12 protein-coding genes are annotated in these 15,637 nt (G+C 69.7%); 11 read left to right on the top strand and 1 reads right to left on the bottom strand.

Features of this window, described 5'->3' with window-relative positions:
- Positions 1–24 precede the first annotated feature (24 nt).
- Positions 25–1,482: a sensor histidine kinase gene (locus tag AC1DCG_RS05110; protein WP_477041402.1), complete on the bottom strand. Its 1,458-nt coding sequence runs from the start codon at positions 1,480–1,482 to the stop codon at positions 25–27.
- Between the two features lie 238 nt (positions 1,483–1,720).
- On the opposite strand from AC1DCG_RS05110, the gene AC1DCG_RS05105 reads away from it, so the two are divergent.
- The 11 genes from AC1DCG_RS05105 (at position 1,721) to AC1DCG_RS05055 (ending at position 15,611) form a co-directional block, all read left to right on the top strand.
- Positions 1,721–4,975: an autotransporter outer membrane beta-barrel domain-containing protein gene (locus tag AC1DCG_RS05105; protein WP_477029254.1), complete on the top strand. Its 3,255-nt coding sequence runs from the start codon at positions 1,721–1,723 to the stop codon at positions 4,973–4,975.
- A 204-nt stretch (positions 4,976–5,179) separates the two neighbouring features.
- Positions 5,180–6,706 (top strand): OprO/OprP family phosphate-selective porin, encoded by a 1,527-nt coding sequence (locus tag AC1DCG_RS05100; RefSeq protein WP_477029253.1) that lies wholly within the window; start codon positions 5,180–5,182, stop codon positions 6,704–6,706.
- A gap of 713 nt (positions 6,707–7,419) precedes the next feature.
- Entirely contained in the window at positions 7,420–8,448 is a 1,029-nt protein-coding gene (locus tag AC1DCG_RS05095; RefSeq protein ID WP_477036774.1) for a sulfate ABC transporter substrate-binding protein, read from the top strand.
- Between the two features lie 104 nt (positions 8,449–8,552).
- On the top strand, positions 8,553–9,599 hold the full coding sequence (locus AC1DCG_RS05090; protein ID WP_165261269.1) for a sulfate ABC transporter substrate-binding protein: 1,047 nt from the start codon (positions 8,553–8,555) through the stop codon (positions 9,597–9,599).
- A 205-nt stretch (positions 9,600–9,804) separates the two neighbouring features.
- Positions 9,805–10,914 carry a photosensory histidine protein kinase LovK gene (gene lovK / locus AC1DCG_RS05085; protein WP_477029251.1) on the top strand — a complete coding sequence of 370 codons (1,110 nt, stop codon included), beginning with the start codon at positions 9,805–9,807 and terminating at the stop codon, positions 10,912–10,914.
- A gap of 14 nt (positions 10,915–10,928) precedes the next feature.
- On the top strand, positions 10,929–11,393 hold the full coding sequence (locus tag AC1DCG_RS05080) for a response regulator (RefSeq protein WP_165261273.1): 465 nt from the start codon (positions 10,929–10,931) through the stop codon (positions 11,391–11,393).
- Positions 11,393–11,689, top strand: a complete 297-nt coding sequence (locus tag AC1DCG_RS05075) for a SemiSWEET family sugar transporter (RefSeq protein WP_165261275.1) — start codon at positions 11,393–11,395, stop codon at positions 11,687–11,689. Before AC1DCG_RS05080 ends, AC1DCG_RS05075 begins: the two co-directional genes overlap by 1 nt.
- A 77-nt stretch (positions 11,690–11,766) precedes the next feature.
- Positions 11,767–12,681, top strand: a complete 915-nt coding sequence (gene argB / locus AC1DCG_RS05070; RefSeq protein WP_477029250.1) for an acetylglutamate kinase — start codon at positions 11,767–11,769, stop codon at positions 12,679–12,681.
- Positions 12,682–12,814: 133 nt separating this feature from the next.
- Positions 12,815–13,477 (top strand): pyrimidine 5'-nucleotidase, encoded by a 663-nt coding sequence (locus AC1DCG_RS05065; RefSeq protein WP_477029249.1) that lies wholly within the window; start codon positions 12,815–12,817, stop codon positions 13,475–13,477.
- Positions 13,478–14,323, top strand: a complete 846-nt coding sequence (gene dapD / locus AC1DCG_RS05060; RefSeq protein WP_165261279.1) for a 2,3,4,5-tetrahydropyridine-2,6-dicarboxylate N-succinyltransferase — start codon at positions 13,478–13,480, stop codon at positions 14,321–14,323.
- Positions 14,324–14,342: 19 nt separating this feature from the next.
- Positions 14,343–15,611, top strand: coding sequence for a leucine-rich repeat-containing protein kinase family protein (locus tag AC1DCG_RS05055; protein WP_477036772.1), 1,269 nt, complete (start codon positions 14,343–14,345; stop codon positions 15,609–15,611).
- Positions 15,612–15,637: the final 26 nt, after the last annotated feature.

Genomic DNA, 15,637 nt, shown 5'->3' with positions numbered 1-15,637 from the left:
GGGCGACGACCTTATGCGACGTTTCTACGACAGTTTTACGACACCGCCCGGCGCGGGCTCTTCCGGCGCCGCGGAATCCTTGCCCTGCAAGGCCTTGGCCATCGGCAGGTAGACCCCGAAGGTGGCCCCCTCGCCCCGCACCGACTCCACGTGCAGGCCGCCGCGGTGGCGGTTGACGATGTGCTTGACGATGGCCAGGCCCAGGCCCGTGCCCTGCCGCTCGCCGCTCTTCTGGCCCTCGACGCGATAGAAGCGCTCGGTCAGGCGCGGCAGGTGCTCGCGGGCGATGCCCGGCCCCCGGTCGCTGACCCGCAGGCCGGCATAGAACTCCTCGACGTCGGAATGGTCGGGGGTCAGCAGCGACAGGCGCGCGGCGGCCGGATCGCGCGCGGCGACGGCCGTGGCCGGGGTCAGGCCGGGGAAGATCTCGACCCGCACCGTCCCGTCCTGGGGGGTGTACTTGATGGCGTTGTCGACCAGGTTCTGGATCACCTGGACGATCTGGTCGCGGTCGCCCTCGACCACGGCCGCGCCGCGCGGCGGCAGCACCGCGTCGAAGCCGACCTGCTTGTCACGGGCCTGCGGGGCCAGGGCGTCGATGACGTCCTGGGCGGCCATGGCCAGGTCGACGCGGCCGGCCGGGGCGATGTGCTCGTTCAGCTCGATCCGCGACAAGCTCATCAGGTCGTCGATCAGCCGCGACATCCGCTCGGCCTGGGCCTGCATGATGCCCAGGAACTTGTCGCGGGCGCCCGGGTCTTCCTTGGCGTGACCGCGCAGGGTCTCGATGAAGCCCGACAGCGAGGCCAGCGGCGTACGCAGCTCGTGGCTGGCGTTGGCCAGGAAGTCGGCGCGGGTGCGCTCGGTACGGCGCACGTCGGTCTCGTCGCGCAGCACCAGCAGGGCCAGGTGCGAGCCGGCCTCGTCGCGGCCCAGCGGCCGGGCCTGGGCGGTCCAGTCGCGCCCCTGCGAGCCGACGCCGGTCCATTCGACCGTGCGCTCGACGCCGCCGAACAGGGCCTCGTCCACCGCCTCCAGCACCTGCGGGCTGCGCACGGCGGTGACCAGCAGGGCGCCCTCGCGGATGCGAAAACGGTCGCGGGCGGCGGCGTTGGCGAACACGAAGCGCCGGCCGGTCAGGTCGTCGGCCTCTTCGGCGGCGATGACCATCAGGGGGTCTGGCAGGTTCTCGGTGATCACGGCGAAGGGCGGCGCGCGGTCGGCCGAGGCCGCGGCGGGCGCCAGGCTGAGCACGGAATCGTYGAGCCGCCGGCGCAGGCGCCGCAGAAGCATCACGCCGCCGACGCCCAGAAGGATCGCCGCCGGCAGGGCCACGCCCGGCCGCGCCGCGCCCAGGGCGGTCATGGCCACCAGCGCCGTCGGCCCGGCGGCCACCGCCGTCCATGCCCCGACCCAGCCTCCGGCCACGCCGCCCCCCCAGCGCTCAGGCGCGACGGGCGAGAGGGGAGAGACGGTGGGCATGGCGAGCGTTCGGGCTCCTGGAATGGGCGAAGGCCTCCCACGAAGGGGCGGGGCCAAGGCTCGTAGGCCAGTTTTGTGACGATGCGATGATTCGACGAACCAGATATGGCGCCGTCGCAGAGCATGGGATAGACGGGGAGCCCCCGGATGCGTGTCGGGTGCGGAAGTCACCGCAATTTCGCCGCAACCTGACGCAATCTGGGGATCGAGGGAATTCTCCTTAGGGTGGTCTGTTCGTATGCAGCGCAAGGTCCTGGTCGCGACGGTCGCGGCCGCTCCTCTGATGGCCATGGCCTTGGCCGCGCAGGCCGAGACGGTGGTGAACACCGCGCGGACCACGCCTATCGCCACCGGCTCGGCCGGGACGAACGGCGCGGCCGATGATGTCAAGATCGACACGGCCGGCTCGATCAGGCTGACCGCGTCCGGCGCGCTGGTGACGCTGAACAGCAACAATAAGGTCGCCAACAGCGGCACGCTGAGCACCCAGGGCGTCAACGACTCGACGGCGATCCTGATCAACGGCGGCACGACCGGCTCGGTGACCAACACCGGCACGATCACGCTCGACGAGGACTACACCCCGACCGACACCGACTCGGACGGCGACGTCGACGGCCTGTTCGCCCAGGGCTCCAACCGCTACGGCATCCGCCTGACCGGTCCGGGCGCCTTCACCGGCGACATCCTCAACCAGGGCTCGATTGTCATCGAGGGCAACAATTCGGCGGCCATCTCGCTGGAAAGCGCCCTCAACGGCAATCTGACGCTGGGCAACACCACCACCACGACCACCACGATCGCCGTCACCGGCAACAACAGCTACGGCGTGCGCGTGGCCGCTCCGGTCAGCGGCAAGGTCTCGATGACCGCCGGCAGCATCTCGGTGCTGGGCCAGAACGCCACCGGCTTCGCCGTCGACAGCGACGTCGGCGGCGCGGTGCTGCTGCAGGGCGCGATCACCGCGACCGGCTATCGCTACACCTCGCGCCCGACCGACAAGACCGTGCGCGACAAGCTCGACGCCGACGACCTGCTGCAGGGCGGCCCGGCCGTGCGCATCGCCGGCAACGTCGGCGGCGGCGTGTTCCTGGACATCCGTCCGGCCGACAACGACACCACCAAGACCGACGAAGACGGCGACGGCATCGAGGACGCCCAGGAAGGCAGCTCGACCCTGGCCGTCTACGGCGGCGCCCCGGCGCTGCTGATCGGTTCGGACACCGGCGCGATCAACATCGGCGTCATCGGCACGGGCGACAACGCCTACGGCCTGCGCGCCCGCGGCTCGATCACCGCCAACGGCGTCTATGACGGCATCGCCTCGACCGCCATCCAGCTGGGCGGCAACGCCGGCCAGACGACCACCATCGCCGGCGGCGCGCGCCTGGAGACCGTCATCACCTCGCAGGCCTACGAGGCCAACGCCAACGGCGTTCGGGTGACCGCCGGGGCCACGACGCCGGTGATCTACAACAGGGGCACGATCACCACCTACAGCGTCTCGGAAGGCGCGTTCGATTCGCGCGGCATCGTCGTCGAGGCCGGCGCCAACGTCCCGAGCATCCGCAACGCCGGCGTCATCAATTCGAACGTCGTCGGCGAGAAGGGCAGCGCCTACGGCGTCATCGACTATTCGGGCAACGTGACCTCGATCGAGAACACCGGCTCGATCATCGCGGCGATCTCGCCCACCGACGACGCCGACGACAAGGACGACGCCGACACCGATCCGACGAACGAGACGATCACCGGCAAGGCCGTGGCGATCGACGTCAGCCGCAACACCAGCGGCGTCACCCTGACCCAGAACGGCCTCAACGACGGTGACGACGGCGCCGATGGCGTGGCCGACCCCGACGCCGACGGCGACGGCGTGGACGACGCCGACGAGCCGGCGATCATCGGCGCGATCCGCTTCGGTTCGGGCGCCGACACCTTCAACGTGCTGAACGGCGCCGTGGTCGGCGACATCTCGTTCGGCGACGGGGCCGACACCTTCCGCATCGACGGCGGCGCGGCCGTCATCGGCGCGATCAGCGACAGCGACGGCCTGCTCGACATCAACATCGGCAAGGGCTCGCTGGGCCTGACCAACGCCCAGTCGATCAACATCTCGAACCTGAACCTGGGCGCCGAGAGCAAGCTGGTGTTCACCGCCGACCCGACCGCCGGCACGCACACCCGCCTGGTGGTCTCCGGCGCGGCCAACATCACCAGCGGCGCGCAGCTGGGCCTGCGCCTCAACAGCCTGCTGACCGACCCGACCTCGTACAACGTGATCTCGGCCGGCTCGCTGACCGCCGGCACCTTCGGCCAGGGCCTGCTGGACAACGCGCCGTACATGTACGTCGCCAGCGCCCGCGCCGACGGCAACGACGTCTATCTGGACGTGCGCCGCCGCACCGCCTCGGAAATCGGCCTGGCCCGCTCGGGCGCCGCCGCCTACGACACCCTGTTCGGTTCGCTGGCCGGCGACAAGGAAGTGGCCAACCTCTTCCTGGGCATCAACGACAAGGCCACGTTCCTCCAGAACTACAACCAGCTGCTGCCCGACCAGGGCGAGGGCATGTTCTCCACGCTGCAGAACATCAACCAGCAGATCTCGGCGGCCACCGCCGTGCGTCCCGATCCGGGCGACCGCTACGGCCCCGACAGCATCTGGGTGCAGGAAATCAACGGCCTGGTGCGCCGCGAGGACGGCCCGACCCTGGGCACCGACACCCAGGCCTTCGGCTTCGTGGCCGGCTACGAGGCCATGGGCGACGCGGGCGGCGCCCTGGGCGTGACCCTGGCCTACACCGCGCTGGAAGAGCACGACAACGTCGCCCAGGTGGGCGAGCAGACCACCGCCTCGGTGGTGCAGGCCGGCGTCTACTGGCGCCGTTCGGCCGGCCCCTGGCGCTTCAACGTCGGCGGCGGCGCGGGCTACGGCTGGTTCGACAGCACCCGCGTGCTGTTCATCCGCAACGCCAGCACCGGCGCGCTGGACGCCACCCGCCGGACCGACTCCGACTGGGGCGCGGTGACCGCCAACGCCTTCGCCGGCGCGGCCTACGAGGCCAAGCTGGGCCGCTTCTTCACCCGCCCCGAAGCGCGGATGGACTACACCTACCTGAACGAGGACGGCCACGAGGAGGTCGGCGGCGGCGACGTGCTGGACGGCATCATCGGCGCCCGCAAGTGGAGCAACCTCTCGGGCGACCTGGGCCTGGTCATGGGCGCCGACTTCGGTCGCGACGTGTGGCTGCGCCCCGAAGTGCGCGTCGGCTACCGCAAGACCATCGCCGGCAGCCTGGCCGACACCGTCGTGACCAAGAAGAACGGCAAGTACGTGCTGGAGGCCTTCGACAACCGCGAAGGCGCCCTGACCCTGGGCTTCGCCCTGCGGGCCGGCACGGCCATGTCCTACGTCGCCCTGGAAGGCGGCGCGGAAAGCACCAAGCGCCAGAAGCGCTACAACGTGAAGCTCACCGGCCGGACGATGTTCTGATCGACCGACCAAGGTGGAGTGAAAGGCCTCGCACAACGTGCGGGGCCTTTTTCTTTGGATCGTCCGCCTTCGGAGCGACACTTGGCCGCAGCGGCCAGCAAAACCAGACACTTGGGCCGTCAAAGCTCCGTTAGAGCCTGCCCGTTAATCCTGTTTTCCTTAGCACTAGGACGGCGGCCTCAAAGCCGCCGCGAGGGGAAGACCGTGACCATCAACCGCCTTGCCTCGCGCATGGCCCTGATCGCCTGCGTCTCGACGCTGGCGCTCGCGGGCGGCGCCCAGGCCCAGACGCCCGCGAGCGCCGACCAGCAGGCCCGCATCGAGGCGCTGGAAGCCCAGCTGAAGCTGCTGCAGCAACAGATCAACGAACTGAAGGCGGCCACCGTGGCCAGCCGTCCGGTCGCCACGGCCCCCGCCGCTGCAACCCAGGCGGCGCCGGTCCAGGTCCAGGTCGCCGCAGCCGCGCCGCCCTCCAAGCCCGCCTCGCCGCTGCCGGCCGCCACCGTCAGCATCGCCGCCGGCCGCCCGACCATCGCCTCCACCGACGGCGCGTTCACCGCCACCCTGCACGGGGTGATGCAGCTCGACACCGCTCACTACTTCCAGGACAAGGGCCTGCCGGCGGTGATCGGCAACGGCCGCGACCTCAACAGCGGCAGCAACTTCCGCCGCGCGCGCCTGGGCCTCGACGGCCGGTTCTTCAAGAACTTCGACTATTCGATCCTGCTCGACTTCGGCGGCAACGGGACCGACGGCCCCGGCATGCTCCAGGAGCTGTTCGTCCAGTACAACTACGCGCCGTTCAAGGTGCGCGTCGGGGCCTTCGCCCCGAACGTGGGCCTCAGCGACGCGGCGTCGCAGAACAGTGCGCTGTTCCCCGAGCGCGCGGCGATCGCCGAAATGGTGCGGGGCCTGGCCGCCGCCGACCGACGCTATGGCCTGCAGGTGCAGACCTCGGGCGAGAACTGGCTGCTGTCGGCCGCCGCCACCGGCGGCAAGAGCGGCGACGCCCAGACCTTCGACGAGCAGCAGGCCTATGTCGGCCGCGCCGCCTTCGCCCCGGTCAAGAGCAAGGACTGGCTGCTGCACCTGGGCGTCAACGGCGGCTACATCGCCACCCCGGCCCAGACGGCGGTGGGCGGCGCCTACGCCCTGACCCTGACCGAGCGGCCCGAACTGCGCGTCGACGGAACGACCCTGGTCTCGACCGGCGCCCTGGACGCCAAGAACCTGCGCCACCTGGGCGCCGAGCTGGCGCTGCAGCACAAGAGCCTGCTGATCCAGAGCGAGGTGTTCGACCTCGCGCTGGAACGGCGCAACGCCGCCGCGGGGGTCAGCGACCCGAAGTTCGGCGGCTGGTACGTCGAGGGCGGCCTGGTGCTGACCGGCGAGAGCCGCCGCTACAACGCCGCCACCTTCGCCTTCGACGCCCCCGCAATCGCCCATCCCTTCGATCCCAAGGCCGGCCAGTGGGGCGCCTGGGAGCTGGCGGCGCGCTATTCGGTGCTGGACCTGAACCACCACGAACTGGCCGCCCTGGCGGCCGACCGGGTGCGCGGCGGCGAGCAGACGATCTGGAGCGCGGGGGTCAACTGGTTCCCCAACTCGGTGACCAAGGTCTCGCTCGACTATCTGGACGTCGACATCGACCGGCTGGACCCGGCCGGCGGCGCGATCCCGCTCAGCCAGGGCTACCAGGCGGTCAACCTGCGCAGCCAGTTCGCGTTCTAGACCTTCGCGATGACGGGCCGGCCGCCGGCCCGTCGTTTCGCCTCCGCATGCATGGCGACGGCCCGAAGCGCTGTCGCCGAGCCCTCTTTCGGATCGAGCGATAACGTGCGTTCTTCCTCCAATGGGCGCTTCCCCTCGACTTAGACCGTCTACACGCTGGTTCCTCGGCGGCGTCACGATCTGCGCCTGGTTCCTGGGCGCGCCATTGGCCCCGTTTGCGTCGGCATACTTCTCGGTCGTCCCGCCGGGCCTGCATCTGGTTCTGTTTCTCGTCGCCATGGGGGCCCTGATGGCAGCCTGCCGATGCACGAGTTGCGGCCATCCCGTCTGGCTCAAGAGGCTGAAAGGCGGCGGCTATCTCATCGGAGGCTCCGGACGCGATTGCTCGCGTTGCGGAGGACCGATCTAGGGCGGATCGACATTCAATCGCTTGCCCCGATTTTTCACCGAGCATCCCCGCGAAGGCGGGGACCCAAGCCGAGTTCGCCGATAGTCCACGGCCGCGCCCAAGCCTGAACGTCAGCTTGGATCCCCGCCTTCGCGGGGAAAATCGGCCTGTTGGGCGTCGCGGTTGGATGAATGTCGATCCGCCCTAGTCGGTGGGTCAGGGCGCCTTTGAGGCCGCCCCTTTCTGATCCCCCCTTCAGAAACACTCGCGCGCGTTGCGGCGGCGCATCGGCCAAGGTCTGGGCGTCATTCCACGAGGACGCCCGATGACCCTGCTCCGCCTTCCTTCCCGTCGGGACCTCGCCCTCGGCGCCGGCGCCCTGGCGGCGGTTCCCGGCAGCGCGCTGGCCCAGAAGGCGCCCAAGGTCGTCACCTTGCTGAACGTCAGCTACGACCCGACGCGCGAGCTCTACCAGGACATCAACCCGGCCTTCGCCGCCTACTGGAAGCGCCGGGTCGGCCAGACGCTGGAGATCCGCCAGAGCCACGGCGGCTCGGGCAAGCAGGCCCGTTCGGTGATCGACGGGCTGCAGGCCGACGTCGTCACCCTGGCGCTGGCGGACGACATCGACCAGATCGCCGCCCGCGGCCTCACCGCCGCCAACTGGCAGTCGCGCCTGCCGCAGAACTCGGCCCCCTACACCTCGACGATCGTGTTCCTGGTCCGCAAAGGCAATCCCAAGCGGATCAAGGACTGGGGCGACATCGTCAAACCCGGCGTGCAGATCATCACCCCCAATCCCAAGACCGGCGGCGCGCCGCGCTGGGCGTATCTGGCCGCCTGGGCCTGGGCGCTGAAGCAGCCGGGCGGCGCCGACGCCTCGGCGCAATCGTTCGTGCGCCAGCTCTACAAGCAGGTGCCGGTGCTCGACAGCGGCGCGCGCGGCTCGATGACCACCTTCGCCCAGCGAGGCGTCGGCGACGTGCTGCTGACCTGGGAGAACGAAGCCCACCTGGCCCGCCAGGAGTTCGCCGCCGACGGGCTGGAGATCGTCTATCCGTCGCGCTCGATCCTGGCCGAGCCGTCGGTCGCCGTGGTCGACAGCGTGGTCAAGCGGCGCGGAACCCGGCTGATCGCCGAGGGCTATCTGAATTTCCTCTACAGCCCGCTGGCCCAGGACCTGATCGGCAAGCACCACTACCGGCCGCGCAATCCGCAGGCGGCGGCCAAGTACGCCGGCAAGTTCCCGAAGATCCCGCTGGCCACCATCGACGGCCAGTTCGGCGGCTGGAAGAAGGCCCAGGCCCGCCATTTCGCCGACGGCGGCGTCTTCGATCAAATCTACCGGCCGTGAGAGTCTTCTTGGGCGTGAAACCTACCTAGACAATAGGGTATGACGCCTCCGTCCGGTTCGTGCGTTAATCGCCCGGACCCATCGGAGCCAAGAGCGACATCGCCATGACCAACGCCTTCAAGTCTCCCACCCGGCGCGGCCTGCTCGGCGCGGCCGGCGCCGGCGCCGCCGCTCTCGGGGCCCCCGCCCTGCTGGCGAGCCAGGCCCAGGCCGCCGGGTCGCTGACCCTGCTGAACGTCAGCTACGATCCGACGCGCGAGCTCTACAAGGACATCAACGCCGCCTACGCCAAGTACTGGAAGGACAAGGTCGGCCAGACCCTGACCATCAACCAGAGCCACGGCGGCTCGGGCAAGCAGGCCCGCTCGGTGATCGACGGCCTGCAGGCCGACGTGGTCACGCTCGCTCTGGCCTACGACATCGACGAGATCGCCGACAGGGCCAAGCTGCTGCCGGCCAACTGGCAGTCGCGCCTGCCGCAGAACTCCACGCCCTACACCTCGACGATCGTGTTCCTGGTCCGCAAGGGCAACCCCAAGAAGATCAACGACTGGAGCGACCTGGTGAAGCCGGGCGTCGGCGTCATCACCCCCAATCCGAAGACCTCGGGCGGGGCGCGCTGGAACTACTTGGCCGCCTGGGCCTGGGCGCTGAAGCAGCCGGGCGGCAACCCCGCCAAGGCCGAGGCCTATCTGAAGGACCTCTTCAACCACGTGCCGGTGCTCGACACCGGCGCGCGCGGCGCCACCACCACCTTCACCCAGCGCGGCATCGGCGACGTGCTGCTGGCCTGGGAGAACGAGGCCTTCCTGGCGCTCGAGGAACTGCCGGGGCAGTTCGAGATCGTCGTGCCGTCGCGCTCGATCCTGGCCGAGCCGCCGGTGGCGCTGGTCGACCGGAACGTCGACCGCCACAAGACGCGCCTAGCCGCCACGGGCTACCTCAACTTCCTCTACAGCCCCCTGGCCCAGGACCTGATCGCCAAGCACCACTACCGTCCGCGCAACGCGGGCGTGGCCAAGAAGTACGCCGGCAAGTTCAAGCAAATCCCGCTGTCGACGATCGACGACACCTTCGGCGGCTGGAAGAAGGCGCAAGCCACCCACTTCGCCGACGGCGGCGTGTTCGACCGCATCTATCGTCCGAAGTAGGGGCGGCAGGCCGGGACGGAGGGGCGGCGGGTCTCCAGTGTGGCCCGCACGTCTCCAAACTTGACCATTGCCGACGCGGCGGTCCCCATGGGGCCGCCGCGTTTGCTTTTCCAGACACCCAAGCTTGGTCGGGAACCCGACCCATGACCGGGCGTTCAGGCGTTGACGGGGCGTCCACAGAACAAAGCCGGGGTCGGGCTCAGGAATGACGGATTATCTGAAGTCTCAGCGGGCGGGCGATCAGCTCGCGGCCGAGCACGGCATCGACGACCCTTTCGCCGCCGCCATCCGCGCCACCCGCATGGCCATGATCGTCACCGACGCCACCCAGGCCGACAATCCGATCATCTTCGCCAACGACGCCTTCCTGCGGCTGACCGGCTACGCGCGCTCGGAGGTGATCGGCCGCAACTGCCGCTTCCTGCAGGGGCCCGACACCAGTCCCGCCGCGATCGGCGACCTGCGCCTGGCCATCGCCTCGGGCGAGGACATCGCCATCGACATCCTCAACTACCGCAAGGACGGCAGCACGTTCTGGAACGCGCTGTACCTGTCGCCGGTGCGCAACAAGCTGGGCGAGATCATCTACTTCTTCGGCTCGCAGCTGGACGTCAGCGACAAGAAGCAGACCGAGCTGCACCTGCGCGAGACCCGAAGCGACCTGGAGGACGCCGTCGAGGCGCGCACCCGCGAGCTGTCCCAGGCCCTGGAGCAGAAGACCGCGCTGCTGCACGAGGTCGACCACCGGGTGAAGAACAACCTGCAGCTCATCTCGTCCCTGCTGCTGCTGCAGAACCGGCGCGAGAAGGAGCCGGCGGTCAAGCACAGCCTGCGCGGCATGCTGGAGCGGGTGAACGCCATCGCCACCGTCCACCGCCGGCTGTTCCAGAGCGAGGACGTCGAGCGGTTCGACGTCTCGGCCTTCGTGCGCGACCTGGTCTCGGACATGGCCGGCTCGGCCGCCCGCGACGAGATCCGCGTCAGCCTGGACCTGGAACGGGTGGACGTGCCGGCCTCGAAGGCCGCGCCGCTGGCGCTGGTGATCAGCGAACTGTTCTCCAACGCCCTGCGCCATGGCTTCCCGGAGGGGCGTTCGGGCCACATCTCGGTATCGATCACTCGCACGAATGGCGAGTTTCGGATCGAAATCGCTGATGACGGCGTTGGAATGCCAGAAGGGGCCCGCACCTCGGGTTTCGGACTGACCATCGTCCAGTTGCTGTGCCAGCAGCTGAAGGCGCGGTCCGAAACCACCGCAGCCGGACCCGGAACCCGCGTCGTCGTCAACCTGCCCGTCAACGGCGCGCATCATTAGGAACCGTCAGACCCATGCCAGGGCGCGCGTTGGATGTGTTGATCGTCGAGGACGAGGTGCTGCTGGCCGCGGAGCTGGAGTTCCTGGTCCAGGAGGTGGGCTACCACCCCGTGGGCTGCGCCATGAGCTCCGACGAGGCCGTCGACCTGGCCAAGTCGCTGCATCCCGATCTGGCCCTCGTCGACGTCCACCTGCGCGACGGCCCCACCGGCGTGGAGGTGGTGCGCAAGATCCACGACGACTGCGGCTGCGTGGCCCTGTTCATGACCGCCAACGTCAAGCGCCTGCCTGAAGACTTCGCCGGCGCCTGCGGGGTGATCGGCAAGCCCTATTCCGAGCACGGCGTGAAGACCGCCCTGGCCTACCTGGCCGTCTGCCTGGAAGAGGGCCATGCGCCCGGCCTGCCGCCGGTCGGCCTGGAACTGGCCCCCGCCTTCGCGCAGCGCTGGGGCCTGACCGAAATGCCGCGCTCGGCCTGATGGCCGACGCCCACCCGGTCGCCGTCGTCGTCGGGACCGCCGCGGCCCTGCTCTCCATCGCCAGCTTCGCCCCGCAGATCGTCAAGATCCTGCACGACAAGGACGCCTCGTCGGTGTCGCTGCGGACCTATGTGGTGACCGTGGCCGGCTTTTCCTGCTGGCTGGCCTACGGCCTGATGATCAGGGCCTGGCCGGTCGCGCTGTCGAACCTGGCCTGCCTTGCGATGTCGGCCGCCGTGCTGGCGCTCAAATGGCGCTACGGGCGCGGACGATCCGGGGCCGACGCCAAAGGGTGAACCTAGTCAAAGGGTGACAGGGGGGGCGGGGTCCGCTATCGAGGCGCGCCTATTTTCGCGCACCAGGACCACCGCCTTTGACCAACGTCGCCGAGGAAGCTGGCTGGGCCACCGCCAAGACCCTGGCCGAGGCCCTGCCCTACATCCAAATCTACGATCGCGAGACGGTCGTGATCAAGTACGGCGGCCACGCCATGGGCCAGGAAGAGGTGGCCAAGCTGTTCGCCGCCGACGCCGTGCTGCTGAAGCTTCTGGGCGTGCATCCCGTGGTGGTCCACGGCGGCGGTCCGCAGATCAGCCGCATGCTCGACAAGGCCGGCGTCAAGTCGACCTTCATCGACGGCCTGCGCGTCACCGACGAAGCCACGATGGAAGTGGCCGAGATGGTCCTGTCGGGGGCCATCAACAAGGAAATCGCCAACTGGATCACGCTGGCCGGGGCTGAAGCCGACGTGCGCGGCGTGGGCCTGTCGGGCAAGGACGCCCGCCTGATCACCGCCGAGAAGGTGACCCGGACCAAGAAGGATCCGGACAGCAACATCGAGCAGGTCGTCGACCTGGGCTTCGTGGGCGAGCCGACCAAGGTCGACCCGCACCTGATCCAGGCGCTGCTGACCTCGGAAACCGACTACATCCCGGTGATCGCCCCGATCGGCGTCTCCGAGCAGGGCGAGACCTTCAACATCAACGCCGACACGGTGGCCGGCGCCCTGGCGGGCGCACTGAAGGCCAAGCGGATGCTGATGCTGACCGACATCAAGGGCGTGCTCGACGCCGACGGCGAGCTGATCCGCGAGATGACCATCGACCAGGCCCGGCAGCTGATCGCCGACGGCGTGGCCACCGGCGGCATGATCCCCAAGCTCGAGAACGCCATCCACGCCGTGGAGAGCGGCGTCGAAGCCGTGGTCATCCTCGACGGCCGCCGCCCGCACGCCATGCTGGTGGAACTGTTCAGCGAGCACGGCGCGGGCACGCTGATCTCGAAATGACCTCAGAGAACCTCCCCCTTTGGGGGAGGAGGCCCGCAGGGCCGGAGGGGGGCCGTTCTCAGCTTCCGCCGCGCCAAGGTCCCTCCCCCCTCCGTCGGCTTCGCCGCCACCTCCCCCAGAGGGGGAGGATCTGATGGTCGCCGACCTCACCCACGTCGACACCTGGCTGTTCGACCTCGACAACACCCTGTACCCGGCCGAGACCGAGTTCATGGGGCTGATCGAGGGCCGGATGACCGACTTCGTCGAGCGCTTCACGGGCCTGCCCCGGGAAGAGGCCCGGGCGCTGCAGAAGAAGTACTATCTGGAGCACGGCACCACCCTGGCCGGGCTGATGACCTATCACGGCATGGACCCCGCCCAGTTCCTGGAGGAGGTGCACGACGTGTCGATGGAGAACCTGGTCCCCGACCAGGCGCTGCACGACGCGATCGCGGCCCTGCCCGGCCGGCGGCTGGTGTTCACCAACGGCTCGCTGGGCCATGCCGAGCGGGTGCTGGGGCACCTGGGGCTGCGCGACCTGTTCGGCGACGTCTTCGCCATCGAGACCGCCGACTACATTCCCAAGCCGTCGCTGGCGACCTTCGACAAGATCACCAAGCTTCACGCCATCGATCCGCCGACCACGGCCTTCTTCGAGGACAGCGAGAAGAACCTCGTCCCGGCCGCGCGGCTGGGCATGACCACCATCCTGGTCGGCGCCCACGCGGCCGCCTCGACCTCCGAACACGTCCACCATCGCACCAACGACCTCGCCGGGTTCCTGAGCTCGGCGCGCCTGAAGGGAACCTCGTAAATGACCGGCCTTACCCTCGCCGACCTGCAGACCGAGATCGAAGCCGCCTGGGAAGCCCGCGACGGCGTTTCGACCGCCACCACCGGCCCGGTGCGCACCGCCGTGGAGGAAGCCCTGCTGCTGCTCGACAGCGGCAAGGCCCGCGTCTCGGAAAAGATCGACGGCGAATGGACCACCCACCAGTGGCTGAAGAAGGCCGTGCTGCTGTCGTTCCGCCTGAACCCCAACACCGTCATGCGCTCGGGCGCCCTGGGCGGCGGCGTGGGTCCGTGGTGGGACAAGGTGCCCAACAAGTTCGACGGCTGGGAAGCCCCGCAGTTCGAGGCCGGCGGCTTCCGCGCCGTGCCGGGCGCCATCGTCCGTCGCGGCTCGCACATCTCCAAGAACGTCATCCTGATGCCGTCGTTCGTGAACATCGGCGCCTTCGTCGATGAAGGCACCATGGTCGACACCTGGGTGACGGTCGGCTCGTGCGCCCAGATCGGCAAGCACGTCCACCTGTCGGGCGGCGTCGGCATCGGCGGCGTGCTGGAGCCGCTGCAGGCCAACCCGACCATCATCGAGGACAACTGCTTCATCGGCGCCCGCTCGGAAGTCGTGGAAGGCGTGGTCGTCGGCGAGGGCAGCGTGCTCTCGATGGGCGTCTACCTGTCGGCCTCGACCAAGATCGTCGACCGCAAGACCGGCGAGATCCACATCGGCAAGGTGCCGCCCTACAGCGTCGTGGTGCCGGGCAGCCTGCCCGACAAGAACGGCGGCCCGAGCCTGTACTGCGCCGTGATCGTCAAGACGGTCGACGCCCAGACCCGCTCGAAGACCTCGATCAACGACCTGCTGCGCGACTGATCGCACGAAGGGGGCGGCCGTGAATGAAACACTGGCCGCCCTGCGCGCCGGCGACCTGGCCGGCGCGACGAGGCTGGACCTGTCCGGCGCGGACCTGAACGCGCTGCCGCCGGAGGTCTTCGGCCTGGCCGACACGCTGGAGGTGCTGGACATCGGCCGCACCGCCATCTCGGCCCTGCCCCATGACTTTTCGCGCCTGAAACGGCTGAAGGTGCTGTTCGCCTCCGGCGCGCCGTTCGAGCGCCTGCCCGAGGCCATCGGCGACTGCGCCGCCCTGAGCCAGGTCGGCTTCCGCGGCTGCGGGATCGCGGAGGTTCCCGCCGAGGCGCTGCCGCCGGCCCTGCGCTGGCTGACCCTGACCGACAACCGCATCAAAGCCCTGCCGGCCGCCCTGGGCGAGCGCCCCCTGCTGCAGAAGCTGATGCTGGCCGGCAACGGGCTCTCGGCCCTGCCCGAGAGCCTGAGCCAGGCGTCGAACCTGGAACTGCTGCGCATCGCCGCCAACCGCTTCGAGGCGCCGCCGGCCTGGCTGGCGCGGCTGCCGGCGCTGGCCTGGCTGGCCTGGGCGGGAAATCCCTTCGACACGACGACCGGCGCGCTCGCCCCGCCGGTCGCCTGGAGCGACCTTTCCGTCGGCAAGGCCCTGGGGCGCGGCGCCTCGGGCGACGTGTTCGAGGCCGGATGGCGCGGCGGCCGCGCGGCGCTGAAGCTGTTCCGCGGCGCGATGACCAGCGACGGCCTGCCCGAGCGCGAGATGGCCGCCTGCCTGGCGGCGGGGCCGCATCCCAACCTGACCGGGGCGCTGGGCCGCATCGAGGGTCACCCGGACGGCGCCGAGGGCCTACTGATGCCGCTGCTGCCCGAAGGCTGGCGGGTGCTGGCCGGCCCGCCCAGCCTGGAGAGCTGCAGCCGCGACGTCTATGCGGCCGACCTGTCGCTGTCCCTCGACGTCGCCCGACGCATCGCCCACGACGTGGCCGCCGGCGCGGCCCACCTGCACGCTCGGGGCCTGCAGCATGGCGATCTCTACGCGCACAACGTGCTGTGGGACGGGCGCGACGGCGCCGCCGTGCTCAGCGACCTGGGCGCGGCGGCCTTCCTGCCGGCCGGCGAGGCGACGCGCTGGACGCCGCTGGACGTGCGGGCCTTCGGCCTGCTGCTGGGCGAGGTGCTGGATCGCGTCGACGGCGAGGTCCCCGCCGACCTGCGCGCCCTGGAGGCGGCCTGCATCCAGCTGGACGGCGCCGCCCGCCCGTCGATGGCCGACGCCCTGACGGCGCTTTCCTGACGGCGCGAGGCAGACTCTAGTAGCCG

The sequence above is a fragment of the Caulobacter sp. 10L414 genome (assembly GCF_056395525.1).
Note: the sequence above shows the minus strand (reverse complement) of the source record. Positions and strands in the feature narration are given on the sequence as shown.

Excerpts from the sequence above, each read along its gene's own strand:
- AC1DCG_RS05105 (WP_477029254.1), top strand. The coding sequence starts at position 1,721 with ATGCAGCGCAAGGTCCTGGTCGCGACGGTCGCGGCCGCTCCTCTGATG.
- AC1DCG_RS05095 (WP_477036774.1), top strand. The coding sequence starts at position 7,420 with ATGACCCTGCTCCGCCTTCCTTCCCGTCGGGACCTCGCCCTCGGCGCC.
- AC1DCG_RS05090 (WP_165261269.1), top strand. The coding sequence starts at position 8,553 with ATGACCAACGCCTTCAAGTCTCCCACCCGGCGCGGCCTGCTCGGCGCG.
- lovK (WP_477029251.1), top strand. The coding sequence starts at position 9,805 with ATGACGGATTATCTGAAGTCTCAGCGGGCGGGCGATCAGCTCGCGGCC.
- AC1DCG_RS05080 (WP_165261273.1), top strand. The coding sequence starts at position 10,929 with ATGCCAGGGCGCGCGTTGGATGTGTTGATCGTCGAGGACGAGGTGCTG.
- AC1DCG_RS05075 (WP_165261275.1), top strand. The coding sequence starts at position 11,393 with ATGGCCGACGCCCACCCGGTCGCCGTCGTCGTCGGGACCGCCGCGGCC.
- AC1DCG_RS05065 (WP_477029249.1), top strand. The coding sequence starts at position 12,815 with ATGGTCGCCGACCTCACCCACGTCGACACCTGGCTGTTCGACCTCGAC.
- dapD (WP_165261279.1), top strand. The coding sequence starts at position 13,478 with ATGACCGGCCTTACCCTCGCCGACCTGCAGACCGAGATCGAAGCCGCC.